Raw genomic sequence first — 23,883 nt, 5'->3', positions numbered from 1 at the left:
AACGTGCTCACCGCACCCCCGGGCCCCTGATTCCCGTTTCCGCTGTCGGCTCCACGGCTGTGCGGGGATCGTCGACACGCCCCTCGGGCATCGTCGAAATGTCGTTCGACGATCCCGAACAGATTCGGACCGCGGTCGGATCCGATCGGGGGAGATCGCCTCACGGAAAGCGGCAGTCCTTTAGGCACGAACGTGGAATGGCGCCGTATGGGCTACGAGTACGACAAGGTTGAGGTTCCGTCTGACGGAACGCCGATCGAGGTCGTCGACGAGGACGCCGACGAGCTCGACATCCCCGACGACCCGATCATCCCGATCATCCACGGCGACGGCATCGGCCAGGACGTGGGGCCGGCCGCCCAGCAGGTGCTCGACGCCGCCGCGGCGGCGACGGGCCGGGAGATCAACTGGATGCGCGTGTTCGCCGGCGAGTCCGGCCGCGAGCAGTACGACGAGAACCTGCCCGAGGACACCGTCAACGCCATCGACGAGTTCCGCGTCGCCATCAAGGGCCCGCTGACGACACCCGTCGGCGCGGGTTTCCGCTCGCTGAACGTCGCGCTGCGACAGACCCTGGACTTCTACTCGAACGTCCGGCCGACCTACCACCTCGACGGCGTCCCGTCGCCGGTGTCGAACCCCGGGCAGATGGACATGGTCACCTTCCGGGAGAACACCGAGGACGTCTACGCCGGCATCGAGTGGGAGGAGGGCACCGAGGAGGTCGAGCAGGTCCGCGAGTTCGTCGAGGACGAGATGGGCTTCGACCAGACCATCCACGACGGTCCGGTCGGCATCGGCGTCAAGCCGATCTCCGAGTTCGGCTCCAAGCGGCTCATCCGCAAGGCCATCGACTACGCGCTGGAGAACGACCGCGACTCGGTCACCCTGGTCCACAAGGGTAACATCATGAAGTTCACCGAGGGCCAGTTCGCCGACTGGGGCTACGAGGTCGCCGAGGAGGAGTACGGCGACGAGGTCATCACCGAGGACACCCTCTGGGAGGAACGGGACGGCGAGCCGCCGGAGGACGCCGTCGTCGTCAACGACCGCATCGCCGACAACATGCTCCAGCAGGTGCTGACCCGCACCGACCAGTACGACGTGCTGGCGACGATGAACCTCAACGGCGACTACATCAGCGACGCCTGCGGCGCCCAGATCGGCGGCCTCGGCATCGCGCCGGGCGCCAACTTCGGCGACGCGCGCTGTCTCGCCGAGCCGGTCCACGGCTCCGCCCCGAAGTACGCCGGCCAGGACAAGGTCAACCCGACCGCGATGATCCTCTCGGGCCGCCTGATGCTCGAGTACATGGGCTGGGACGACGCCGGCCAGCTCGTCCGCGACGCCGTCGAGGAGACCATCTCCGCCGGCAAGGTCACCTACGACCTCGAACGCCAGATCGAGGGCGGCGAGAAGCTCGCCACCTCCGAGTTCGCCGAGGCCGTCGTCGACAACGTCCACGACCTCGCGTAAGCCGGTCCACGGGACTTCCACTCCGTCTTTTCGCGCCTTCGGTTCGCCAGCGACTGCGCTCCGCTCGGCTGCTGGGATCGCTCTACGCCCCGCTCCACGTGAAGTGGTGGGCGACGTGGAGCGTCGAGTCCGGAACCACGACGTCGACGCCCGGCGCGTCCGAACCGTCGCCGACCGACAGCAGGTAGGGGAGCCACAGCTCCCCGGCAGCGGCGTCGCCGCCGAACGCCCGGCGTTCGTCGACCGGGCGCAACCCCCCGTCGACACTCCCGTCCTCCGCGAACACCCGGACCGAGCGGCTGACCAGGTCGAGGACGAACAGCCGGCCGTCGCGGGCGGCGACGGAGATGGGCAGGAGGAACTCGCGGCCGCCGCCGTAGCCCGGGTCCCCGACGGGGTGCCACTCCTCGCCGTCGAAGCGCTGGAGGCGGTTGTTGTTCTCGTCGGCGACGTAGACGCCGCGGTCGCCGACGGCCACGTCCGAGGGGTTCCAGAACCCGCCGTCGTAGTGGCCGAACCCGCCGCGGTCGCCCAGCGGCTCGGCCCCGTCGAGGACGCGGTCGTAGTCCCAGACCGCGACCCGACCGTTCGCGGAGTCGGCGACCCACACGCGTGCGACGCCGTCCCCTCGCGGGTCGACGGCGACGCCCCGCGGGAGCTTCACCTCGCCGTCGCCCAGGCCCCACGAACCGAAGGAGTCGACCAGGGTGAGCTCGACCGACTGGCAGTCAGTCCCGTCGTCGGGCGCCTCGTCGACGGCGTAGACGTGGACCTGACCGACCTCGTCGGCGTCCCGGTAGTGGGCGGTGTAGTCGGTCACGAACAGGCGTCCGCCCCCGCCGGTCCCGGCGGGCCAGTAGGCCAGCCCGAACGGGAACCGCGTCGCCGGGAGCGCAACGGGGTCGACCCGGCCGCCCGCGCGGGCCCCGTCGCGGTCGCGCTCGGCGTCGGCGACGTGGCCGCCGTCGGTCGCGGCGGCCGGGTCGTCGGTGTTGGTGGTCGCGTCGGCCAGGTCGATACACCCGAGCCGGCCGTTCGCGCCGTCGCCGACGAGCGCGCACCCGTCGAGCGGCGAGTCGGGGTCGGCGACGACGACCGACCCGGTCGGGACGGCGAACTCGCCGGGCCGGTCCCGCGGGGCGCCGACCGACCCCAGCCGCCGGGCGTCCTCGGCGTGGATGTCGACGGCGTAGGCGCCGACCCGTCCCGCGAGCGCCTCCGCCGTCAGCACCGGGAGCGTCGGGTCGTCCGCGTCGGCGTCGGGCACCGACACGCCCGCGAAGCCGTCGATCCCGACCGGACCACGGAAGCGCTCCTGGCCGCCGCCCTCGCCCGGGACGGGGTCGTCGTCCGAGATGGCGGCGGCGTCCGAGATGGGGTCGTCGTCTGAGATGGCGTCGTCCCTCCGCCGCCTGCCGTCCCCCCGTCGACTGCCCCCGTCGTGTGGGATCCCGACCCCGTCTTCGAGCGCGGCGTTGCCCCGGATGTCCTCGCCGTCCTCGGGGACGACGCCGTCGGGGATGCCGACGCTCGTGTAGACGTGGACCCGCCCGGTCGCCGCGTCGGGGACGAATATCTGCGCGTCGACGCCCGACCCGACGACGGCCACGTCGCGGGGCATCGGTAGCTCGGCGAGCACCTCGTCCGACCGCCCCTCGAAGGGCGCCGCCGCGCCGGTCCGGTCGCAGCGGACGACCGTCGCGAGCTTCGGCGGGCCTGTCGGCCCGTCGTGGAGGACGCCGTATCCCGTGTTCGCCACGTAGATCCGTCCCTGGTCGTCGACATCGAGCCCCTGGGGCCAGTACAGCGGCGTCGGGTTGTCGTCGCCGACCGCGCGGACCGACCGGCGGACGGTCCCGTCCTCGTCGAAGACGACGAGCCGTCCCCGCAGGTCCGTCCCCTCGCGGTAGAACTCGTCGGCCGCGATTACCCGGACGCCGTCGGGGTACTCGTGGGCGACGACGCCGTTCGGGTGGAACGGGTCGCCCGCGCCGAACCCGTCGACGGCAGTGACGCGGGGGCGGTCGCCGTCGTACGCGTAGTCGAGACGCTGGATCCGGCCGTTGCCGGTGTCGGCGACGTAGACCGCCCGAGCGGTCGGGTGGTGCGCCAGCCGCATCGGGAGGTCGAACCGTCCCGGCTCCGACCCGGCGCCGCCGACGACGGCGAGTAGTCGGCTCAGGTCGTCGTCGACGACGAGCAGCCGGTTGTGCCCGGTGTCGGCGATCCAGACGTTGTTCCGGGCGTCCTGTGCGGTCCCGACCGGCGACGCCAGCCGGGGGGCGACGGCACCCAGCGGCGCCGGAAGCGACGAGGTGCCGTCGGTCGCCGCCTCGTCGGTCGCCGTCCGGTCGGTCGCCGCCTCGTCGGTCGCCGCTCCGCCGCCGAACCGTCCGGAGAGCGGTCGGTCCGTCGCCCGCACCCCGTAGTACCCGTGGAAGGTGAACCCGGCCATACAGATCGATCAGTTGCCACGTCTATGTGATTTGCTATCGGGCGTCGGGCGGCCGACCGCGTCACTCCGCCGAGGACGCGCCGGCCGGCGAGTCGTCCGTGGCGGGCAGCGAGACGACGACAGCGCGCCGGTCGCCCGCCTCGTCGAGTCGGGCCTGTCCCGCGGACCGGTCGAGGACCCGGGCGAACAGCCAGGCGCCGGCGTCGCGGTGGCGGTCGAGAGCGGCCTCCGGGTCGGCGACGAACGGTTCGAGCGTCTCCCGGGAGCCGCTCCCGGCCGCGAGCGAGACGCGGAGGGCGACGCGGCCGTCGGCCTCGGTCGCCCGGACGTACAGCGTCGGGCGCTCGGCGTCGCTGTCGGCCGCGAGCGCGCCGAACAGCGCTTCGAGCGCCGCGACGAACGCCCCCGGGGCGCGGACCGACGGGTCCCCGCCGACCGACGCGTCGACCGACAGCGGTCGGCGGTGCTCGGCGGCGGACTCGGCGGCCGCGTCGACGGCGGCTGTCACCGACTGCGGGCGTTCGGGGTCGCGCCGTTCGAGCGCCCGCTCGGCCGCGCGGGCGGTCGCGGCCGTCGCCGCGAGGTCGTCGCTCGCCCGCCGGATCGACCGCGCCAGCGCGAGCGGGTCGTCGGTGTCGGCGCCGCCCTCGCCGGCGCCAGTCCCACCGGGCGCCCCGTCAGCGTCGTCGGGCTCGTTGCCGCCGGCGACGGCGTCGGCGATGAGCTGGGCGTGGCCGGTCACGAGCGTGAGCTCGTTGCGGAGGTTGTGCCGGAGGACCCGACCGAGCACCCGCTTCAGGCGGGCGAGCTCCTCGGCGCGGCGCTCGCGGGCCGTGACCTCCCGGCACGTGCAGACGGCGCCGTCGAAGCCGTCGGGGTCGACGACGGTCACCTCGTAGCGGTGGCTGTCGCCGTCGGCGCCCCGGACCCGCACACAGCAGGTCCGGTCGCCGCCGGCGGGGCGCCACCACTCGTCGCCCCCGTCCGCCCCTCGGTTGCTCCTGCCCGCCTCCCGGTCGCCCTCGTCGCTCGCGTCCCGGTCGCTCCCGTTCGCGTCCCGTTCCACGTCGACGGCGCCGACGCCCCCTTCGTCGTCCGCGGCGGAGACGGTCGGGAAGGCGTCCCGGACGTGCGCGCCGCGGAGCGCCGACCGGGAGCGGCCGAGTAGCCGTTCGAGCGCCTCGTTGACCAGGGCGAGCCGGCCGTCGCCGTCGACGACGAACATCGGGTCGCCGGCGCTCTCGACGAGCGTCCGGTAGCGTTCGAGCCGCGGGTCGGCGGCCGCGCCGGTCACGTCGCGGGCGACGTTGACGACGCCGGCGTACTCGCCGTCCTCGCGGCGGACGGCGAAGCGGACCGCCAGCGTGACCCGCTCCCCGTCGGCCGTCTCGAAGGCCACGTCGAGGACCTCGCTGTCCAGGTCCGGCGTCGCGAGCAGCCGCTGGACCGCCAGCTGCCCCTTCTCCAGTTCGCCCGGCGCCATGTACTCCGCCGAGTGGACGCCGATCATGTCGTCGTAGCCCAGCAGGTCGGCGAACGCCTCGTCGTGGTAGACCACCTCGCCGTTCGCGTCGACGACCGAGACGCAGTCGCGGGCGCGGTCGACGAGCGCCGACAGGAGCGACAGCCGTCGCTCGCGGGCGACTGCCCGCGTCAGGTCCCGGGCGTAGCGCACCCGCAGGTCCTCGCCGGCCGCCGTCAGATCCAGGACCCACTCGCCGACCCGGCGTCGACTCCCCGCGGCGGTCGCGGTCCGGACCGTCGCCTCGCCGTCGGCCGACTCGTCGTGGCCGTCCCGGGCGTCGGGCGCGTCGACGGCGTCGGACGGGTCGGCGGTGTCGGGTTCGTCGCCAGCGTCGGATGGACTGGAGGCATCGGACGCGTCGCGCCCGCTGGCGAACCCGGGGTGGTCGGCCGGGACGTGCGTCCGCGTGCCCGCGTCGGTCTCGACGCGGACGGCCCCACCGGCGGATGAGTCGGCGTCCGCGCCGGTCGCGTCGCCGGTGTCGCCCGCGGGCGCCGAGCCGTCGGCGGTCCCCACGGGCTGGGGGTCGGCGGCTCCTTCGGAGTGGGCGTCTGCGGCCCCTTCGGAGCGGCTGTCGGCGTCGGCGCCGACGAGCGCGCGGACCTTCTCGACCAGGAAGGCCGCCGGCGCGGTGCCCGTCCCCTTCTCGACGACGCTGTCGACGGCGGCGAGACGGTCCGAGTCGACACCGGCGTGGGCGTCGCCGGCGTAACAGACGACGGGGGCGTCGGCCCCGGCGGCCGCGTCGACGAGCCGGTCCCAGTCGGAGTCGTCGAGGCGGTCGGTGACCAGGCAGTCGACCCGGCCGGTCGCCAGCGCGTCGACGGCGGCGTCGACCCCCTCGGCGCGCTCGACTGCGACGGTCGGTGCGACGCCGGCCGCGGCCTCGCGGATCCGCGCCGTCGCCGAGCGGTCCGGGTCGAGGTGACAGACCCGCACGTCGGCGCCCGAGTCGGGGGCGGTCCCGCCGGCGCCGGCAGCGTCGGACCCGCTCAGCGGCCCGCTCGCGTCGTCGGCGCGGTCGAACCGGACCGTGACACGGGTACCGCCGTCGGTGTCGAACGAGAGGTCGCCCCCGGACTTGGCGACGACCCACTCGACCAACCAGAGGCCGACGCCGCTGCCGTGGTCGAGCGGCGTCTCCGCGCCGCGTTCGAGCGCCGCCAGCTCCACGTCGGGGATCCCCGGCCCGTCGTCGGCGACCGAGAGGGCGACCGACCCGCCCTCGACCGCCCCCGTCACGGAGACGGTCGGCGCCTCCCCCGAGTGCACGAGCGCGTTCTCGACGAGGTTGCGGACCGCGAGGTCGACGACCGGGACGGCCCGAACGTCGACCGACGGGGCCGCCACGTCGAGGGTCGCCGCGGGCGGGGGGTCGGCGGCGGCGACCGCGCGGTCGACGGCCTCGTCGAGGGCGACCGCCGTCGGCTCGGGGTCGGCGTCGACGATCCGCTCGACCGCCGCGGTCTTGGCGACCAGGTCCGCCAGCGCGTCGGTCCGCTCGCCGATCGCCGCCGCCAGCGTCGCGGGCCGGCCGTCGACCCGCTCGGCCAGGCGGTCGGCCAGGTCGCCGATCTCCCGGACGCCGTCGGCCACGTCCGTCCGGACGACGCCGGAGAGCAGCCGCCGGAGCTGTTCCAGCTCCCGCCGGCGGCGCTCGCGCTCGGTCACGTCCCGGAAGGTGCCGACCGTCCCGACGACGCTCCCGCCGGTCCGCACCGGGCCGAAGGTGACCTCGAACTCGCGGGGTCGCCCGTCGGCGTCCGGGAGCCGCAGCTCCGTGTCGTGCCACCGGCGGCGCTCGCCCGCGCGCACGGTCTCCAGCGCCGCGGCGATCCGGTCGGCCGCCTCGGCCGGGACCGGGTCGGCCACCGGCCGCCCCTCAAGATCCGCGGGGTCGGTGCCGAGAAAGTCGCCCATCGCCCCGTTGGCGAGGGCGATCCGGTCGTCGGCGTCGACGACGAACATCGGGTCGCCGGCGCTCTCGACGAGCCGGCGGTACCGCTCGACGCGGTCGGTTCGCCCGGCGTCGCGGCCGGGACGGCGCGTCGCCCCGAGGACGCCCCCGCCGGGCCGGCCGGTCAGCGCGACCGACAGCTCGACGCGCTCGCCGCCCCGGCGGAACGCGAACTCGCGGGTCAGCTCGTCGCCGGGGGCGAGGTCGGCAACCACAGCGGTCCAGTCGTCCCGGTCGCGCTCGGCGACGAGCTGTTCGGCCGGCCGCCCGACGAGCGCCGCCGGGTCCGCGCCGAGCCGCGACGCGAACGACTCGTCGCAGTAGGCGACCCGCCCCGCGTCGTCGGTCGCGACGAGCCCGTCGCGGGTGCGCCCGGCCAGCGTCTCGAACAGGTCGAGGCGGTCGGCCCGCTCGCGGAGCCGGGTCACGTCCTCGAACAGTTCGACGCGGTCGACCGCCGAGTCGGCCGGACAGGGGACGCCCGCGTGGCGGTAGGTCCGCTCGCCCGCGTCGGTCCCGAACCCGACCGCGGCCCCGTCGGTCGGGACGCCGTCGGCGGCGGCCGCCGCGACCCGCTCGACCGGCCCGCTCTCGGTCGCCGCGGCCGCGAGCCCCTCGTAGAGGTCCGCCTCGCCGGTCGCGGCCGCCGGGTCCAGCCCCAGGGCGTCGTCGAGCGGCGCCGTCGCGTCGACGGCGCGGCCGTCCGCGACCGCCGCCGCGACGCACCGGCGACCCTCGACCACGTCCGCCGATTCGGCCCCGGAACGTCCGGTATCGACCGACCCGGTACCCGCTGGAGGCTCCGATCCGCCGCCCGACCTCGAACCCTCACCCGTCATCGTCGGTTCCGAACCCGTCGAGCGCCCGGCGCGGGCGACCGTCGCTGCCCGCCGTGGGTCTCCCGGCGCCACGCTCGTCCGTTAGTTGACACGATCGCGGGTAACGGGGCGTGCGCGATAAAAGTACCGTCGTCCCGGGGTGAGAACCGCGGCGGCAACCACGGTCGGCCGGGTCAGAACGTTCAGGGCGCTCCGGACCCAACGGCGCGACGTGACACGGACGCGTCGGGCGGACCGGCGGTCGACCGCTCCGCGGTCGCCGGTCGAGGTGACGGCGTGAGCGCGGCGCTCGACCTCGAAGCCGGGCCGGTCGCCGTCGGGGCGCTGGTCGGCCTGGCGGGGGTGACCTTCCTGCTCGAACCGCTGGTCGGCCCCCTCCCGGTCGGCGGCCTGCGCGTGCGGCCGGTCGCGCTCTCGGCGGTCGTCCTCGCGGCCGCGCTACTGCTCGGCGCCGTCGTCTTCTACCGGCGGGGCCGCCGGCTGTTCGCGCTGGCCCACGGTGTCTTCGGCCTCGCGTGGGCGAGCGTCGTCCTCGGAACGGCGACCGGGAACGGGGTGTTGCTCGTCGGCGGCGTCGTCCTCGTGATCGCCGGCTGCGGCTTCCTCGTCGGCCAGGCGCGCGAGCGGTAAACGGACGGTCGATAGCGGAGCGGCGATCGACGGCCGCTACGTCGGCCTGACGCGGCCGCCGAACCGCGACTCCGCCAGCGCGAACGCGAAGGTGCTGGCCAGCCCCAGGAGCGTCGCGCCGGTGAGGGTAAAGGCGAGGTACGACAGGTCGCCGTACGCGAGGACGAAACTGGAGACGCCGTGGAGGATGAAGGCGATGGCCAGCACGTAGACGGGCGCGTTGAGGTGGCGCCACTCGAACTCGCCGTCGATGTAGCCGTCGACGACGCGGCCGAGGCTGCTGGTGACGCCCGCGGCGGCGAACCAGCGCAGCGACCCGTAGACGAGCGCCGCGATCACCTCGATCACCGTCAGCGCGTCGCCGGTGTCGGCCTGGAGGCCCTGGACCGTCTGTGCCCCGGTGAAACCGCCGATCACCAGGAGCAGGCCCGCGACGAGGTAGGTCACCAGCGAGACGCGGCCGGCGTACAGCCCCTCGCGGACCCGGTCGACGAACGCGTCGAGTCGCTCGCCCAGCGCCAGCCCGCGCGACAGCAGGTAGAACCCGATCAGCGCCGACGTGACGCCGAAGACGGCACCGGGCATATCCAGCCGCTCGGCCAGCAGCGACAGCGGGTAGATGAGCAGGAGGATGCCCATCGGGATGAGGATCGTCCCCCGCGTCTCGGGGTCGTCGAGCACCTGCTTGATCGTGTAGTACATCGACTCTAAGTCCTGGGCCTGCCGGACGACGACCCGCTGGACGCCGTCGATGGGCACCCGCGAGCGGATCACCGGGAGGACCGACTCGTCCTGGGCGCCGTCGGTGACGACCATCGCGCGTACGTCCTCGCCGGTGGCCAGCCCGGCGAGCACCTCGTCGAGTTCCTCGCCGACGGCGCGGTTGGCGGCCACGTCGCTGCCGTCGACGCCCGTGACCGCCGCCACCTCGACGGACTCGTCGTCGACCCGGTCGGCGATGTGTAGCCCCTCGAAGAGGACGTTCACGTCGCTGTCCTCGGGGTCGGCGGTCGCCAGGTCGACGGCCGCGGCCTCGACGGCGTCGCGGCCGACCACCGGCGTCTCGACGCCCGTCTTGCGCCCGAGGTCGTCGTCGAGGTCCACGCACAGGACCAGCAGCATCGATCGGGGGTAGGCTACGGCCCTGTATCAGTCTTCGGGGCTCGGTTGCGCCGATGGCGCTGTATCGGGACGAGCGTCGACGGTCAGGGGATCCGGTCCGTCACGTCCCGTAACTCCTCGGGGTCCGTCCACGGAAGACAGCGCCCGTGGAGTTCGAAGAGTCGAAACTCGTTCAGGTGGACCCAACTGTAGGACACCGCCTCGCCGTCGGCGTCAGTCCGCCCCTCGATCCGGTCTACGACTTCCTCCCGCGAAACCTCGATATCGTTCCGCTGGGCCTGTGTGACCAGCGAATCCAGCTCCGCCTCGGTCTCTTCCTCGTCGAGGTCGTCGTTGAAATAGACGTTCACTGCAGCAGCGAGGAGATCGGCTACGGTTTCGATGTTTCTGTCGGTCATCCAGGCGTAATCTCGGGGGAGAACCGTCGACCGATCGAAATACGGGGTCGCGCTGATCTTCCCGAGTTCGGTCACTTCCCCGCCGGCGTCCTGTTCGTACACCGCGACGATGTGGTCAGCGTAGGTGGCCAACAGGGTGAACCGGATCCGGAACACCGGGAGACGGTCGATATCGATCTCCGGCAGGTCCCCCATCAGGAACGGATAGGTGCCGAGGCGTTTGTCCAGTTCGTTCTCGACGATCCGCAACCGGCGGACGTACGGATCCCGGTAGCTACCCAGAATGAAATACGAGTCCTCCGGGGTCTGTAGGTGCGGCACTTCCCGGTTGGCGAAACCGAGGATCTCGGCGGTCTCGTGCGGTTCGAGTTCGAGGCCCTGCAACGCTTCGTCCACCGCTTCCATGATCTCGGCGTCGTCCGCCGGCGTCTCCGACCCGGTCATCGACCGCTGTTTTTAGCTACGGTAACAAATACCTTCCCGACTAGTATGGTCAAGTGGCTTTTCAACCAAACCAGTCATCCCAAAGTGTTTTGCGCGTCTGCGAGGATTATCGAGTATGAGCGATGCACCTGCCGCGGAGGATGGGGGGCCATTCGAAGAGCAGCGGCAGATCTACGAGCTACTGTCTCAGGAGACTCGCCATCTCGTGTTACAGTACATCCTGGGGCATCCGGCGCATCTCCCGTCACTCGACGAGTTCGCGTACCTGATTCCGAAAAACAAGGCCGCTATCCGCGACCAGTTACAGGTTCTCGAAGAGGCGGACGTGGTCGCGTGTTACGAGCATCCCCCGAACGAGAGCACCCGCGGACTCCCGTCGCAGTTCTACGGCCTCACCGAATACGGCGTGGAGGTTCTCTCCGAGTACAACTACCTGCGAGGGTTGCCCGTCGCGCGAGCACTGTACGAGAACACGCGCCTGTCGGAGAAGGTCGAACGCCACCTCGATGCGCCGCGCCCGGACCTCCCGCCGAGCGTCGACCGGGCGCTTACCATCGGGGACGGATCGACAGATCTCGACCGAGTAGAGGGCTACATCAGGCAGCGAAAGGGGACCGCTCCCAGTGTCGACGACCAGATCGCGCTCGTGGAGGCGTTCTTCGACGCGGGGATCGGTCCCGAGCACGAGGGGATCAAACGAACCGAGTTGCTCGACGAGTTCGAGGTCGAACTGACCCACCGCCCGGAAACGGTTCTCGATAACCTCGTCGAGATGGGTCTGCTCGAACGGACGAAACCACCAGGGCCGAACGTTTTCGTGATCAGCGAACGGGTCGACGAGATCGTCAACGGACGCGTCACCGAGGAGGCCCGGGACAATCTCGACGCGCTCGTCGCCCACATCGACGATGAGCTACAGTCGATCGAACTGGACGACGAAGCCGCCGAGCTCGACGGCTCGCAGACGGCGACGGCGGAGCCCTCGCTCGCACTCGCAGACGGGGCCGGGCGCACGATACGGAGTATCCTCGCGAGCGAGTTCGGTGTCGCACCGGAACGCGTCGTCGAGTATCTCCATTCCGGGGATCCGGTCGACCGCCTCAACACGGCCGTCGACGCTATCGAGTCGTCCGAAGAGGTGGCAAAGTCCGAAGAATACGGGCGAATCGTCTTCCTGAACCAGGCGTACCGCTACCGGCTGACCGAGCGTGCGATGGACTTGCAGTAGCGATTCTCCAACGGTGGCTCGAACGGAGTCGACTGCTCATTCACCTACGTCGGCGCGCCGCGGCGCGCCTGGTACACCCGCGTCACGCCGGCGACGACGAGCATGGCGACCAGCAACGCGGGCAGGATCCCGAGCGCCGCGCGGAGGCCGACGCGCTCGGCCAGCAGGCCGACGACGGGCGGGACCAGCGCGATGCCGACGTAGCCGGCGCTCGTCGAGATGGCGTTGACGGGGCCGCTGTACTCGGGGGCGGCGTTCATCCCGAACGCCGAGAGAGTGGGGAAGGTAGCGGAGATCACCAGCCCAAGCGCGAAGACGGCGACGAACAGCCAGCGGCCGTCGGCGAGGTAGATCGTTGCGAGCAGCGCGGGCATGGTGAGCGTCAGCGTCACGAGCACCAGGTCGAGCGTGCGGCCGGTGCGGTCGGCGAGGTAGCTGTAGGCCAGCCGGCCGGGGACGTACGCCGCGAGGAACGTCGAGAGGACGAGGTTCGCCTCCGCCGCGGGGAGTTGCCGGGCGGCGAAGTACGGCAGCCAGGTAAAGAGGGTCCCCTCGATGCCGCCGTTGAACACGAGCACGCCGGCCATCCCGGCGACGGCGGGCTCGCGGAGGACTTCCCGGAGGTCGTCGAGGGTGAGTTCCCGCTCGGTCGCGACCGACTCGGGGAGGTCCAGCCGGACGAGCAGGACCGTCGAGACGAGGAAGCCGACGGCGACGACGCCGTAGGCGAACCGCCAGTTGCCGGCCGCCAGCGCCGCGGTGACGACGAGCGGGCCCGCGGCGGCGCCGGCGGCCCAGACGAGGGCGTAGCGGTTGAAAATGCGGGCGCGACCCTCCGGGTAGAGGTGGCCCAGCACCGCCCGGTCGAGCGCGCGGAACGGCCCCGTCGCGACCCCGCGGAGGAACAGGGCCGCGAGGAAGACGAGGAAGACCGGCGCGATCCCCGTCAGAACGGCACCGACGGCGACGACGGCGGCGCTACCCACCAGCGCGCGGTAGATGTCGATGCGGCCGGCGACCAGGCCGACGACCAGCACCGAGGCGACGAACCCGAGCGTGCCCGCGGTGGCGACGAGCCCGAGTAGTCCCTGCGAGACCTCGAAGCTCTCCTCGATGCTGGGTAGCAGGGCGCCCCGCAGTTGAAAGCCGACGGCGTCGGTGGTGACGAACGCGAAGATGGCGACGGTCCACAGCAGGCGCTCGCGGCGGTCGGTGGTCTCGGCCACGTCAGTACCTCGTCGGGGTCGGCGGCTCGTCCTCGTCGCGCGACTCGGTCCGGCTCACTGGCCGAGTCGAACGGGGCGACCCCTAATAGGCTCGCGCTCGCGGCCGGGGTTTCCGGTTCGTGCTACGGTCCCGGCTTCCGACTCGCGTGGCGGTCCCGGCTTACGGGTCGCGCGGTCAGCGGACGCCACCGGTTCACACTCCCGGTCGGGAACGCACGACTTTTCCCGCTCGACGGGATAGGTAGGGCCGATGATATCCGAGGGCTGCGAACAGTGCGCCAAGGGCGGGAAGATGGTCCTGTTCGTCTACGGCTACTGCGACCAGCGCGACTGTTTCTACTGTCCCCTCGGCGAGAACCGCAAGAACGTCGAGCAGGTCTACGCCAACGAGCGGCCCGTCGAGTCCGACGAGGACGTGCTCGAGGAGGCCGAGCGCATGGACGCGCTCGGAGCGTCCATCACCGGCGGCGAACCGCAGGAAGCGATGGGCCGCACGACTCGCTATCTCTCGCTACTCAAAGACGAGTACGGCGAGGACTTCCACACGCATCTCTACACCGGCATCACCGGCGGCCGGGAGAACATGCGCCGGCTCTCGGAGGCGGGCCTCGACGAGATCCGCTTCCACCCCCCGCTCGAACAGTGGGGTGACCTCCACGGTACCGAGTGGGAGGACATCCTCTACATCGCCCGCGAGGAGGGGCTGACCCCCGCCTTCGAGATCCCCGGCATCCGGGCCGAGGAGGAGTTCATCGAGTTCCTCGACGAGGGCGCGGCCGACTTCTGCAACATCAACGAGTTCGAGATGTCCGACGGCAACTACCGCCGGATGCAGGAGGAGGGCTTCGAGTTGCGCGAGGGCCACATGAGCGCCGTCGAGAGCCCGCGCGAGCAGATCCTGGACGAGATGGGCGACCACGAGAAGGTGTACTTCTGCACGAGCGTCTTCAAGGACGCCGCCCAGCACCGCCGGCGGATGAAGCGGATGGCCCGCACCCTGCGCCGGCCGTTCGACGAGATCACCGACGACGGCACCCTCGTCTACGGGAAGACGTGGGTCGACGCCGCGCGGCTCGACGAACTCGGCGTCCCAGAGGAGTACTACACCGTCAAGTCGAACCACGTCGAGGTGGCGTGGTGGCTCCTGGAGGAGATGGTCGAGGAGGGCGACGTGCCCGAGGGCGAGATCGTCGAGCAGTACCCGACCTACGACGGGACGGTCGTCGAGCGCACGCCGCTGTCGGGCGGGAGCGGGGGCGGCGACGGCGGCCAGCCCGCGGCGGGCGACTGAGGTCCGGCGCCGGAGGTGTCGACTCATCGCAGCGGACCGGATGGATTCTTGACACTCGGGTGAGAACGGTCGCGTATGGCCCTCCGACTCGACCGCTACGACTGGCTGTCGCTGGCGCTGGTCGCGGCGACGCTGCTCGCGGGGCTGGCGCTGTGGGAGCGACTCCCCGCGGAGATGGCGATCCACTTCTCGGCGTCGGGCGAGCCGGACAACTTCGCGTCGAAGCCGGTCGCGATCCTATCGCTGCCCGTCGTCATGCTCGCGACGATGCTGATCATCGAGGGCGCCGGTCGGGTCGACCCGCCGGAGGATCCCTCGGTGCTGGGGGTAGTCACCGTCGCGACGATGGCGCTGATGGCCGCCGCGCAGGGCTACATCTTCGCCGAGAACCTCGGCTACACGGTCCCGTTCGGGCTGTTCATGGCGGGGATCGCCGTCTGGGTGGTCGTCGTGGTCGGCTACACGGTCGCCCGCGAGCGGCGGGTCGGGCTGAGCTGACAGGCACCCGAGCGCCTTCGGTGCTGGCGCCGGTACGGCGAGTATGGCCTGGCGATTCGTCGGCGCGAACTTCGACCAGATGCACCAGAACCGCAACCTGGAGCGGGTGCGCGACCACCCCGACGCCGAACTCGTCGGCGTCTGCGACGAGCGCCCCGAGACCTCCACGGGGTCGCTGGACCGGGCGGTGGCGGACCTCGGCGCGCCCGACGCGGCCGTCTTCTCCGACCTGGACGACTGCATCGCGGCGACCGACCCCGACCTGGTGCTGGGCTGTCCGCGCACGGCCGACCACGCCGCGTTCGTCGAGCGGGTCGTCGCCCACGACGTGGCCGGGCTGGCCGTCGAGAAGCCGATGGCCCACACGCTCGCCGACTGCGACCGGATGCTCGACGCCGTGGGCGACGAGCTGTTCGTCGTCAACTGGCCGTCGACGTGGGATCCCGTCAAACACACGGTGAAGCGCCTCGTCGACGAGGGAACCGTCGGCGAGGTCCGCGAGGTGCAGTACTACGGCGGGAACGCGGGCGCGCCGCCGGAGGGGTCGTGGTTCTACGACGCCGAAGACGGCGGGTCGATGCTGGACTACCTGGGGTACGGCGCCACCTTCTCGACGTGGTTCCGGGGCGGCGATCTTCCCGAGCGGGTGACCGCCGAGCGGTTCGTCCCCGACGACCTCGCGGTCGACACCCAGAGTTCGACGGTCTGCCGGTACGACGGTGGGCTGTCGACGCTACAGACGAACTGGCGGCTCCTCAGCCACCCCTGGGAGACCGAACCCCAGCCGCCGACGGGCTACGAGGTCGTGGGTTCGAACGGGGCGATCAGCACCCGCGAGCGCGGGGCGCCGATCCGCGTGACGACCGCCGAGCGGCCCGAGGGCTACGCCGTCGAACCGGACGAGTTACCCGAGCGGTACGGCGATCTCGTCTCGTACCTGATCCACTGTCTGGAGACCGCCGAGCGGCCCGAGGGGCCGAGCGACCCCGCGTTCTGTCGGGCGGCCCACCGGGTCGTCGAGACGGCCCGCCGGAGCGCCGACGCCGGCGAGGCGCTCCCGCTCGTCGAGTGACGCCGGACGCTCGCTGTGACACTCCCCCGCCCCGTCGCGCTGTCGCAGGTGTTTAGTGGGTCTGACATGAACCCGGGGATGTGCCTGCAGTGTCTCGCGACCGGCGGACGGAGGTGCGTCGATGAGCGACCGGACGCTCGGCCGGCGGGTCGGTGAGTTCGTCGCCGCCCTGGTCGTGGTAGCCGGGGTGGCGGTGTTCGTCCGGCAGGTCGGGCCCGATCTGTCGGTGACCGTCCAGTCGGCGCTGTTCGCGCTGGGCGCGACCCTGGCGGTGGTCGGGGGGGCGGCGACTCGGTTCCGGCAGGGGATGCTCTTCCTGTACGCCGCGCTGCTCGCGGGGACCGTCGGCTACGCGGCCTCGACGCACTCGCTCGGGACGGCGGGGACGTTCGCAGCCGTCGGACTCGCGCTGGTCGCGCTGTTCGGCGCGGTCTACGTCGTCGAGGAGCGCCGCTACCGCCTGCGCCGCGGGGAGGCCGTCGCGGCCGTCGTCGTGGTCGCCGTCGCGGGCGGGGCGCTCGTCGCCGCCGACCTCGGGACGAGCCCGCTGACCTACGAGACGACCGTCCACGGGTCGGCGGAGATGCCCGCCGACCCCGACCAGTCGACGGCGGTCGTCGTCGGCTCCGCGACGGTCGACAACGACTTCGTCTACCGCGAGCAGGTCTCGTTCCCCGCCGCGCGGGCCTGTGTCTTCAACGGGACCGCCCGGTCGGACGTGGCGGTCCTCTACGGGAGCGGCGGCTCCTACTTCCCGTCGAGCGTCGGCGGGAACGGCCGGATACGCGCCAACATGACGGTCCTCCCGTCGCAGGCGACCGTCGAATCGCTGAACGAGACGGTCCCCGTCGAACGGGCCGACGACTGTCCGGCCGAGAGCGAGCGCGAGCGGATCGTGGTCGTCGTCGGCGAGTAGCCGGCGGCGAGTACGGCCGGACAACGAACTCGGACGGCGCGGCCGAACGGTGTGGCCGGACGGCGTGACCGGACCCCGACCACGGCGGCCGGGGAGTTGGGGCGATCCTCGCCGGGAAACGCGCGTTCTTGTCAGTGGAAAGTGGTCAACACATATGGCAGTCGAGATCGGCATCGTCGGCGCTGGCAACCGCGGAGGGGCCCACGCCGACGCCTACGACGAGGTCGACGGCGCCGACGTGGTCGCGGTCGCTGACATCGACGAGGAGGCGGCGACCGCGCTGGCCGGTGAGCACGGCGCCGACGCCTACGGCGACGTCCGGGAGATGCTCGACGACGCGGACCCCGACGCGGTGAGCGTCTGCGTCCACAACAACCTCCACCGGCCCGTCGCCGAGGCCGCCGCCGACGCCGGCGCGCATATCTTCACCGAGAAGCCCATGGCCGCCACCTACACCGACGCGAAGGCTATGGCCGAGGCAGCCGAGTCCGCGGGCGTCCGAATCGGCGTCCAGAACTACGAGCTGTTCAGCGACGAGACGCGCGCCGCCAGCCGTCTCGTCGACGACGGCGAACTGGGCGAGCCCTACTACGCCCGCGGGGTCTACTCCCGCCGCCGCGGCCGCCCGTACATCGACGGCTACGGCACCCCTGGCTTCGTCTCGAAGGAGTCGGCCGGCGGCGGCCCGGTCATCGACATCGGCACCTATGTCCTCGGCCAGCTGCTCTACCTGCTGGGCAACGCCGACGTGGAGCGCGTCGGCGGCGCGACCTTCGAGCGGACCGACGACGCCTACGCCGAGGAACTGGTGGGGGAGAATCGCGACACCTACACCGGCCGGCTCGAGGAGTCGGGCTACGACGTGGAGGACGCCGGCGTCGGGACGGCCCACCTCGCAGACGGGTCGGTGCTCGAACTCCGGGCAGCCTGGCACATGTACCTCCCCGACCGGCCCAGCGTCGTCGCCGGCTCGCAGGGCGGCCTCCAGCTGGACCCCTTCGAGTTCTACACCACGACCGGCGACTACGAGGCGACCGTCTCGCTGGATCTGGACGAGTACGAGCGCCGCCAGGGGCTCATCGCCGGCGACGGTTACGAGACCGCCGAGACCGACGACCAGTTCGCCCACTGGATCGACACGATCGAGGGCGACGTGGACGGCGAGCCGATCCCGACCGGCGAACTCGCGCTCAACTCCATGCGGATCATGGAGGGGATCTACCTCTCGCAGGAAGCCGGTCGGGAGCTGACCGCCGAGGAGATCGCCGAACGGTCGGAATCGACCGCTGTGGAACTGTAGCTGGTCGATCTCTGTAGTCGGCGCGCGCTGTCGAGCGTGCCCGCCTCTTGGCGGGCCGCTCGAAACAGCCGCGCGAGGGATGAGTAGCGCAGCTTGCGAGCAACGCAATCGGCTGGGGAGGTGAGTGGCTGTCTGCGGTGCTGTGCGGTCGCGGTGCCGTGCCTGGCGGACTGAAAGGGCGAGGCGCGCTCGCGCTCGTGTAGTCGCCTGAGCGGGCACTACCCGAGCGAAGCGAGGGTATCCCGCTCAGCGACCGCGAGCGGGCCGAGGGCTTTCAGCGCCTGTTGTCGAGTGCTGTCCCTAGCGGTTACAGCCACTCCGGGTAAGCAGGTCGTGGACGAACCGAAACGAACGTCTCGCGCTACAACTCGACGGTATCGAGACTCTCCGAAATCTCCTGCACGTGCTCGTTGAACGCGTCGACGAACCCGGAGAAGTCGTCGGCGTGGGCGCGCAGGTCCTTCGGGGCGGGCGGCTGGTACTGCGAGAGGAGATACACCCCGCCCTCGCCGCCGACGCGGAGGTAGCTGGCCCGCCCCTCCTCCCACTTGAGTTCCCAGCGGGAACTTCCCACGCGAGCCGAAAACGTGCCGTAGTCGTTGCCCTCGACCCGGTGGAGTTGCTGGGCCATCTGATCGCAGGCCTCGCGCATCCGCGAGAGGATGCGCTCGCGGGCCTCCACCACGGAGTCGACGGACTCGATCTCGGGGAGGTCGTCGGCGGCATCGTCGAGGACGCCGTCGAGCGAGCGGACGTAGTCGTTGAACGATTCGACGAACGCGTCGTAGTCGGCCATCGCCGCGGCCAACTCCTCGGGATCGGGCGGTTGCTGGGTCGAAACGACGTAGGTGTCGGCGCCGCGGCCCTCGAAGCGCAGATACTGCACGTCGCCGGCCTCGTACTTGAGCGTCCACGTCCCCCGGTCGGTGTCGAACTCGCGGGTGCCGTAGTCGCCGCCCTGGAGGCGGGCGAGTTCGCGCGCGATCCGGCCGGCGTGGTCGGTGACCGCGGCGACCACCTCGTCCCGGCGGTCGGCGGCCGCGTCGGCGCCGACCACGTCCGCGTCGAGCCCTGCTGTCATCGGCGGATCCACGGGCGGGATGGGCATAACACCCGCGTTTCCACCCGGGCTGGCGGTCCCGTGTCGGGGGCGAACCGTCGCGGGTGGGCCGCCGCCTCGTCACATCGTATCGACACCTACTTTCGCGCCTGGGGCCGACCACGGTCTATGTACGTCGGACGTTTCGTCGTCGTCGCACCCGAGGTGGGCGCCTACCGCGTCTCCTCGCGCTCGTTCCCGAACCGCAAGGCGACCGGCCGCGAGCCGGGCACCGTCACCGTCGGCCCCACGCCCGAGGCCCCCGAGACGGATAATCCCTACGTCGAGTACAACTGCCTGCGGCTGACCGACAGCGGCGCCGTGGTCGGCAACGGCTCGCACGTCGACCCCATCGCAGAGAAGCTGGCGCTGGGCTATCCCGCCCGCGACGCCCTCGCCGAGCCGCTGCTGGCGCTGGACTTCGAGAAGGACGACTACGACACGCCCCGCGTCGCGGGGGTCGTCGGCGTCGACGCCGCCGACCCGAGCACGAACGCCGACGGGCCGGGCGCCGTCGTCGGGACGGTCCGCCGGGACGCCCTGCTGGTCGAGGAAGTGACGGAGCCGACGCTGGTCGCCACCTACGAGAAGGACAGCCCGGAGCCCGCCGACTTCGCGGCGACCGACGCCGCGGCGGCCGCCAGCGAGGCCTACGGGATGGAGTTCGAACACGAGGTCTGCGCCGTCGGCGTCTCAGGCGACAGCGTCGCCGGCTTCGAGACCGCCATCTACAACGGCGAGGCGTAGTCCGACCCGTCGGCGTCGCGTTTCTGACAGGAGTCTGCCGTACTACTAAGAGCGAGGAGCGCGCACGGGAGGCCATGAAAGTGGGCGTCATCTCGGACATTCACGGGAACCTCGTGGCGCTGGAGGCGGTCCTGGAGGACATGCCGCCGGTCGACCGGCTCGTCTGCGCGGGCGACGTGGTCGGGTACAACCCCTGGCACGCCGAGTGCACGGCGGCCATCCGCGGCGAGGGCGACCACGGGCTGAGCGACGAGGCGGCCGCGATGTTACCCGACGGCGAGGTGCCGACGGTGATGGGCAACCACGACCGCGCGGTCGCGTTCGACCAGGCCTACGGGTTCAACGACATGGCCGCCGCGGCGGTCGACCACGCCCGCGAGACCTGCGGGGACGACCAGCTGGAGTGGCTGGGCGACCTCCCCGAACAGCGGGTCGTCTGCGACCGGCAGATGCGGCTCGTCCACGGCCACCCCGACGACCCCGACCGCTACACCTACCCCGAGGAGTACAACCCGGGGATGCTCGGGGACGAGGACGTGCTCGTCATGGGCCACACGCACGTCCAGGGCCACGAGTTCTTCGACGAGGGACTGATCCTGAACCCCGGCGCCGTCGGCCAGCCGCGCGACGGCGACCCGCGGGCCGCCTACTCGCTCGTGGACTTCGACAGCCGGGAGATCGAGGCCCGCCGCGTCGAGTACGACGTGGACAGGGTCGTCGACGCGGTTCGGGAGGCCGACCTCCCGCTGCGGATCGGGACGCGCCTGCGCTCCGGGCAGTGAGCGGCGGTTCAGGACGAGGAGGCGGTCAGGCGTCGCTGTCGCCCGGACGCGCCTCCGTCGGCAGCGAAACCGAGGAACCGACGACGACCGCGAGCGCGCTCGCGGCCACGCCCGCGGCGACCGGCGGGACCAGCGACAGCGGCGGGGCGACCGCACCGGCGACCGCGGTCAGGACGTGCCAGCCGACGACGGCGGCGCAGCCGACGACCACGCCCGCGACGCCGCCGCCGGTTGTAGCGCCGTCCCAGTGGAGCCCGAGCACGACGGGCGCGAACAGCGCGCCGGCGACCAGCGCCGAGTACAGCGCGACGATCACCTGGACGAGCCCGCCGATGAGCCCCGGTCGGAGCGCGAGCGCGACCGGCACGACCGCCGCGACTACCGTCGAGAGGCGAACGGCGGCGAGCACATCGGCGCCGCCCGCGTCCCGGTCGTTGCCCTCGCCGGATCGGACCACTCCGGCGTAGAGGTCGTAGGCCAGCGCCGACGAGGAGACGAGCAGGACGGAGTCGATCGTGCTGATGACGGCCGCCAGCACGGCCAACAGGAGCAGCCCCCCGGCGACGGGACCGAGCAGCGACTGGGCCAGCGTGGGGAGCGCGGCGTCCGGCGTCGCGAGCGACGGGTAGCGGACCCTGGCGACCAGACCGAGAGCGGCGACGCAGACCGCGATGACCGCCTGGATCGCGACCGACCCGCGGATGGCCCGGGAGACCGTCTCCGGGCTCTCCATCGCGTAGACGCGGCTCACTTCGTAGGGGGCGACGGTCACCCCGAGGCCGAACGCCAGCGCGAACCCGAGGATGTCGACGGGGGACATCCCCCACCCGAACAGCGCCGGGTCGGCGGCGACGGCCCGCTCGTACAGCGCGGCGGGGCCGCCGACTCGCGCGAGCCCGAGCGCGACGGCCGCGACGAGTCCCGAGACCATCACGACGACCTGGACGGCGTCGGTCCGCACGCTCGCACGCATTCCGCCGGCGAGCGTGTACGACAGCGCGAGCGCGGCGAGCGCGGCGATCCCGACGTAGTCGGGCACCCCCAGTACCGTCTCCAGCACCACGCCGCCCGCGACGTACTGGGCGGCGGTGTAGACGAGGTAGATCGCCGCGACGAGCGCCGCGACGAGCGCGCGGACCCGGCGGCCGTTCGCGCCGTCGGCGTCGAACCTGGCGGCGACGAACTCCGGGACCGTCACGCCGCCGAACCGACGCAGCTGCGGGGCGACGTACAGCATCGAGGCGAGCCAGCCGAGCCAGATCCCCGGCCAGATGGCGATGAAGCTCACGCCGACCGCGTAGTGGATGCCGACCGTCCCGACGAACGTGCCGGCGCTGACCTGCGTCGCCGTCAGCGAGGCGCTCCCGAGGACCCAGTTCACGTCCCGGTCGGCCACGAAGAACTCCTCGACCGCGGAGCGCCGCTGGGACGCGTCCGCCCGTCGGTCACGACGCTCGGACATATCCGGATCTCAGTGTGAACGACGTACCACCCCATGAACTAAATGATTCTGCCCTGAACAGTGTCTCATGGCCGGTGGATCGGGCGGTATTAGGGTTCTCTGCGTCGACGACGACGAGGGGTTCTGTTCGCTGTCGACGGCGATGCTCGAACAAGCCGACGAGCGGATCGCGGCGGAGGGTGTCACCGGGCCGGTCGCCGCGCTCGACCGATTCGACACCGGGGACGGCTACGAGTGTCTCGTCAGTGACTACGATATGCCGGGAATGGACGGTCTCGAACTGTTCGAACGCGTCCGCGAGATCGACTCTCGCGTCCCCTTTATTCTCCACACGGGCAAGGGGAGCGAGGAGATCGCCAGCGAAGCGATCTCGACGGGCGTCACCGATTACCTCCAGAAGGCGGGCGAATCGGAGCACTTCGAGCTGCTCGCCAACCGGATCGTCGAGTACGCCGAGCGCTACCGGGCCGACCGGGAGCACGCGCTGACGGAACAGCGCTACCGGCGCCTGGTCGAGCAGTCGGTCGTCGGGATCGGTCTCTCGCAGGACGGGGTCTTCGAGTACGTGAACCCGGCGTTCGCGGAGATGTTCGGCTACGAGCCCGACGAGATGGTCGGCGAACCGACGCTCGCGTTCATCGACGAGTCCGACCGCGAGCGGGTCCGGCAGGCGATCGAGCGCCGCGAAGCCGGCGACGTCGAGAGCGTCCACTACGTCGTCACCGCCAGGGGAAGCGACGGGGCGCGGTTCGACATCGAGGTCAGCGGCAGCCGCGTCGTCCACGAGGGGGAGCCGGCGGTCCTCGGCGTCGTCCGGCGCGTCGACGCCCGGCGGCGGGCGACGGCGGCGCTGGGCGACGACGCCGTCACCGAGCTGGCGGAGCTGCTGGCGTCCGCCCGTGACGCGCTCGGTGAGAAGGGGACGGCCCCGGAGGGAACCGATCTCGCGGCGGCCCGCGACGCGGTGACGACGGCGCTCGACAGGGTCGACACGGACCGGCGCGACAGCGGAACCGAACACGGGACCGACCTCGGCGAGCGCTGCCGGGCGGTCTGGGACCGCTCGGGGCCGGAGGCTGCAACGCTCGCGGTCGCGTCCTCCCGCAAGGTCGCCGCCAACGAGGCCGTCGTCGACCGCCTGTTCTCCGAGCTGTGGAGCGCCTGGGCCGACGCAGGCGGTCGGTTCGGGGTGACGCTCGCCGCGGACGACGAGGGGTTCACCCTCTCCGTCGAGCCCGCCGACGACGCCGCGGCGCTGGAACCGCCGCCGGAACCGCCGATCCTGAGCCACACCGCCGAGTCGCTCGGCTGGGACGTGTTCATCGCCGAGACCGACCGGGGCGGGGTGGACTACTCGTTCCGCGGCGTCCGGGATACCGACTGAACGCCGCCTCCGCCGGACCCCGCCCGGCCGCC

The 23,883-nt window shown here is 71.9% G+C and carries 18 protein-coding genes; 11 read left to right on the top strand and 7 right to left on the bottom strand.

The window, feature by feature from the left end; genetic code table 11:
• The first annotated feature begins 207 nt into the window (after nt 1-207).
• Nucleotides 208-1,476, top strand: coding sequence for an isocitrate dehydrogenase (NADP(+)) (gene icd, locus ACMGFI_RS04305; protein ID WP_436907609.1), 1,269 nt, complete (start codon nt 208-210; stop codon nt 1,474-1,476).
• 82 nt (nt 1,477-1,558) lie between these two features.
• Here icd and ACMGFI_RS04300 read toward each other — a convergent pair whose 3' ends face one another.
• Nucleotides 1,559-3,931 carry an NHL repeat-containing protein gene (locus ACMGFI_RS04300; RefSeq protein WP_436907608.1) on the bottom strand — a complete coding sequence of 791 codons (2,373 nt, stop codon included), beginning with the start codon at nt 3,929-3,931 and terminating at the stop codon, nt 1,559-1,561.
• A gap of 61 nt (nt 3,932-3,992) precedes the next feature.
• The gene (locus ACMGFI_RS04295) at nt 3,993-8,156 is read right to left on the bottom strand and encodes a PAS domain S-box protein (protein ID WP_436907607.1); all 4,164 of its coding nucleotides are present in this window, start codon (nt 8,154-8,156) and stop codon (nt 3,993-3,995) included.
• Nucleotides 8,157-8,528: 372 nt separating this feature from the next.
• On the opposite strand from ACMGFI_RS04295, the gene ACMGFI_RS04290 reads away from it, so the two are divergent.
• Nucleotides 8,529-8,882, top strand: a complete 354-nt coding sequence (locus tag ACMGFI_RS04290) for a hypothetical protein (RefSeq protein ID WP_436907606.1) — start codon at nt 8,529-8,531, stop codon at nt 8,880-8,882.
• Nucleotides 8,883-8,918: 36 nt separating this feature from the next.
• Here the strand turns inward: ACMGFI_RS04290 and ACMGFI_RS04285 are convergent, their stop codons facing one another.
• Both ACMGFI_RS04285 and ACMGFI_RS04280 read right to left on the bottom strand, forming a co-directional pair.
• Nucleotides 8,919-10,004, bottom strand: a complete 1,086-nt coding sequence (locus ACMGFI_RS04285; protein ID WP_436907605.1) for a DUF373 family protein — start codon at nt 10,002-10,004, stop codon at nt 8,919-8,921.
• A gap of 83 nt (nt 10,005-10,087) precedes the next feature.
• A complete protein-coding gene (locus tag ACMGFI_RS04280; protein ID WP_436907604.1) occupies nt 10,088-10,846 on the bottom strand; it encodes a DUF8170 family protein in 759 nt (252 codons plus the stop codon).
• 115 nt (nt 10,847-10,961) lie between these two features.
• Between ACMGFI_RS04280 and ACMGFI_RS04275 the strand changes: the two genes are divergently transcribed.
• Entirely contained in the window at nt 10,962-12,074 is a 1,113-nt protein-coding gene (locus ACMGFI_RS04275; protein ID WP_436907603.1) for a hypothetical protein, read from the top strand.
• Nucleotides 12,075-12,118: 44 nt separating this feature from the next.
• Here the strand turns inward: ACMGFI_RS04275 and ACMGFI_RS04270 are convergent, their stop codons facing one another.
• Nucleotides 12,119-13,300 carry an MFS transporter gene (locus ACMGFI_RS04270; protein ID WP_436907601.1) on the bottom strand — a complete coding sequence of 394 codons (1,182 nt, stop codon included), beginning with the start codon at nt 13,298-13,300 and terminating at the stop codon, nt 12,119-12,121.
• A 250-nt stretch (nt 13,301-13,550) separates the two neighbouring features.
• Between ACMGFI_RS04270 and ACMGFI_RS04265 the strand changes: the two genes are divergently transcribed.
• From ACMGFI_RS04265 to ACMGFI_RS04245, 5 genes are all read left to right on the top strand, one after another.
• A complete protein-coding gene (locus ACMGFI_RS04265; protein ID WP_436907599.1) occupies nt 13,551-14,591 on the top strand; it encodes a radical SAM protein in 1,041 nt (346 codons plus the stop codon).
• Between the two features lie 75 nt (nt 14,592-14,666).
• A complete protein-coding gene (locus ACMGFI_RS04260; protein ID WP_436907597.1) occupies nt 14,667-15,089 on the top strand; it encodes a DUF1648 domain-containing protein in 423 nt (140 codons plus the stop codon).
• A gap of 43 nt (nt 15,090-15,132) precedes the next feature.
• Nucleotides 15,133-16,161, top strand: a complete 1,029-nt coding sequence (locus ACMGFI_RS04255) for a Gfo/Idh/MocA family protein (protein WP_436907596.1) — start codon at nt 15,133-15,135, stop codon at nt 16,159-16,161.
• A 121-nt stretch (nt 16,162-16,282) separates the two neighbouring features.
• Nucleotides 16,283-17,077 carry a hypothetical protein gene (locus tag ACMGFI_RS04250; protein ID WP_436907594.1) on the top strand — a complete coding sequence of 265 codons (795 nt, stop codon included), beginning with the start codon at nt 16,283-16,285 and terminating at the stop codon, nt 17,075-17,077.
• Nucleotides 17,078-17,231: 154 nt separating this feature from the next.
• Nucleotides 17,232-18,377 carry a Gfo/Idh/MocA family protein gene (locus ACMGFI_RS04245; RefSeq protein WP_436907593.1) on the top strand — a complete coding sequence of 382 codons (1,146 nt, stop codon included), beginning with the start codon at nt 17,232-17,234 and terminating at the stop codon, nt 18,375-18,377.
• 361 nt (nt 18,378-18,738) lie between these two features.
• Here the strand turns inward: ACMGFI_RS04245 and ACMGFI_RS04240 are convergent, their stop codons facing one another.
• Entirely contained in the window at nt 18,739-19,458 is a 720-nt protein-coding gene (locus ACMGFI_RS04240; protein WP_436907592.1) for a profilin-fold protein, read from the bottom strand.
• 147 nt (nt 19,459-19,605) lie between these two features.
• On the opposite strand from ACMGFI_RS04240, the gene ACMGFI_RS04235 reads away from it, so the two are divergent.
• Complete coding sequence (locus ACMGFI_RS04235; RefSeq protein ID WP_436907590.1) at nt 19,606-20,223, top strand: IMP cyclohydrolase; 618 nt, start codon at nt 19,606-19,608, stop codon at nt 20,221-20,223.
• A gap of 74 nt (nt 20,224-20,297) precedes the next feature.
• Nucleotides 20,298-21,005 carry a metallophosphoesterase family protein gene (locus tag ACMGFI_RS04230; RefSeq protein ID WP_436907589.1) on the top strand — a complete coding sequence of 236 codons (708 nt, stop codon included), beginning with the start codon at nt 20,298-20,300 and terminating at the stop codon, nt 21,003-21,005.
• Between the two features lie 25 nt (nt 21,006-21,030).
• On the opposite strand, the gene ACMGFI_RS04225 is transcribed toward ACMGFI_RS04230, so the two are convergent.
• Nucleotides 21,031-22,467 carry a sodium:solute symporter family protein gene (locus ACMGFI_RS04225; RefSeq protein WP_436907588.1) on the bottom strand — a complete coding sequence of 479 codons (1,437 nt, stop codon included), beginning with the start codon at nt 22,465-22,467 and terminating at the stop codon, nt 21,031-21,033.
• A gap of 67 nt (nt 22,468-22,534) precedes the next feature.
• Here ACMGFI_RS04225 and ACMGFI_RS04220 point away from each other — a divergent pair, with 67 nt between their 5' ends.
• Complete coding sequence (locus ACMGFI_RS04220) at nt 22,535-23,851, top strand: PAS domain S-box protein (protein ID WP_436907586.1); 1,317 nt, start codon at nt 22,535-22,537, stop codon at nt 23,849-23,851.
• Nucleotides 23,852-23,883: the final 32 nt, after the last annotated feature.

Source organism: Halosimplex marinum (genome assembly GCF_051414075.1).
Taxonomy (GTDB): domain Archaea; phylum Halobacteriota; class Halobacteria; order Halobacteriales; family Haloarculaceae; genus Halosimplex; species Halosimplex marinum.
The sequence above is the reverse complement of the archived record's forward strand: the minus strand, read 5'-3'. Positions and strand labels throughout refer to the sequence as shown.

Bases quoted from the DNA above. Each gene is read 5' to 3' on its own strand.
- icd (WP_436907609.1), top strand. From the start codon at position 208: ATGGGCTACGAGTACGACAAGGTTGAGGTTCCGTCTGACGGAACGCCG.
- ACMGFI_RS04300 (WP_436907608.1), bottom strand. From the start codon at position 3,931: ATGGCCGGGTTCACCTTCCACGGGTACTACGGGGTGCGGGCGACGGAC.
- ACMGFI_RS04285 (WP_436907605.1), bottom strand. From the start codon at position 10,004: ATGCTGCTGGTCCTGTGCGTGGACCTCGACGACGACCTCGGGCGCAAG.
- ACMGFI_RS04280 (WP_436907604.1), bottom strand. From the start codon at position 10,846: ATGACCGGGTCGGAGACGCCGGCGGACGACGCCGAGATCATGGAAGCG.
- ACMGFI_RS04275 (WP_436907603.1), top strand. From the start codon at position 10,962: ATGAGCGATGCACCTGCCGCGGAGGATGGGGGGCCATTCGAAGAGCAG.
- ACMGFI_RS04265 (WP_436907599.1), top strand. From the start codon at position 13,551: ATGATATCCGAGGGCTGCGAACAGTGCGCCAAGGGCGGGAAGATGGTC.
- ACMGFI_RS04260 (WP_436907597.1), top strand. From the start codon at position 14,667: ATGGCCCTCCGACTCGACCGCTACGACTGGCTGTCGCTGGCGCTGGTC.
- ACMGFI_RS04255 (WP_436907596.1), top strand. From the start codon at position 15,133: ATGGCCTGGCGATTCGTCGGCGCGAACTTCGACCAGATGCACCAGAAC.
- ACMGFI_RS04250 (WP_436907594.1), top strand. From the start codon at position 16,283: ATGAGCGACCGGACGCTCGGCCGGCGGGTCGGTGAGTTCGTCGCCGCC.
- ACMGFI_RS04245 (WP_436907593.1), top strand. From the start codon at position 17,232: ATGGCAGTCGAGATCGGCATCGTCGGCGCTGGCAACCGCGGAGGGGCC.
- ACMGFI_RS04240 (WP_436907592.1), bottom strand. From the start codon at position 19,458: ATGACAGCAGGGCTCGACGCGGACGTGGTCGGCGCCGACGCGGCCGCC.
- ACMGFI_RS04235 (WP_436907590.1), top strand. From the start codon at position 19,606: ATGTACGTCGGACGTTTCGTCGTCGTCGCACCCGAGGTGGGCGCCTAC.
- ACMGFI_RS04230 (WP_436907589.1), top strand. From the start codon at position 20,298: ATGAAAGTGGGCGTCATCTCGGACATTCACGGGAACCTCGTGGCGCTG.
- ACMGFI_RS04225 (WP_436907588.1), bottom strand. From the start codon at position 22,467: ATGTCCGAGCGTCGTGACCGACGGGCGGACGCGTCCCAGCGGCGCTCC.
- ACMGFI_RS04220 (WP_436907586.1), top strand. From the start codon at position 22,535: ATGGCCGGTGGATCGGGCGGTATTAGGGTTCTCTGCGTCGACGACGAC.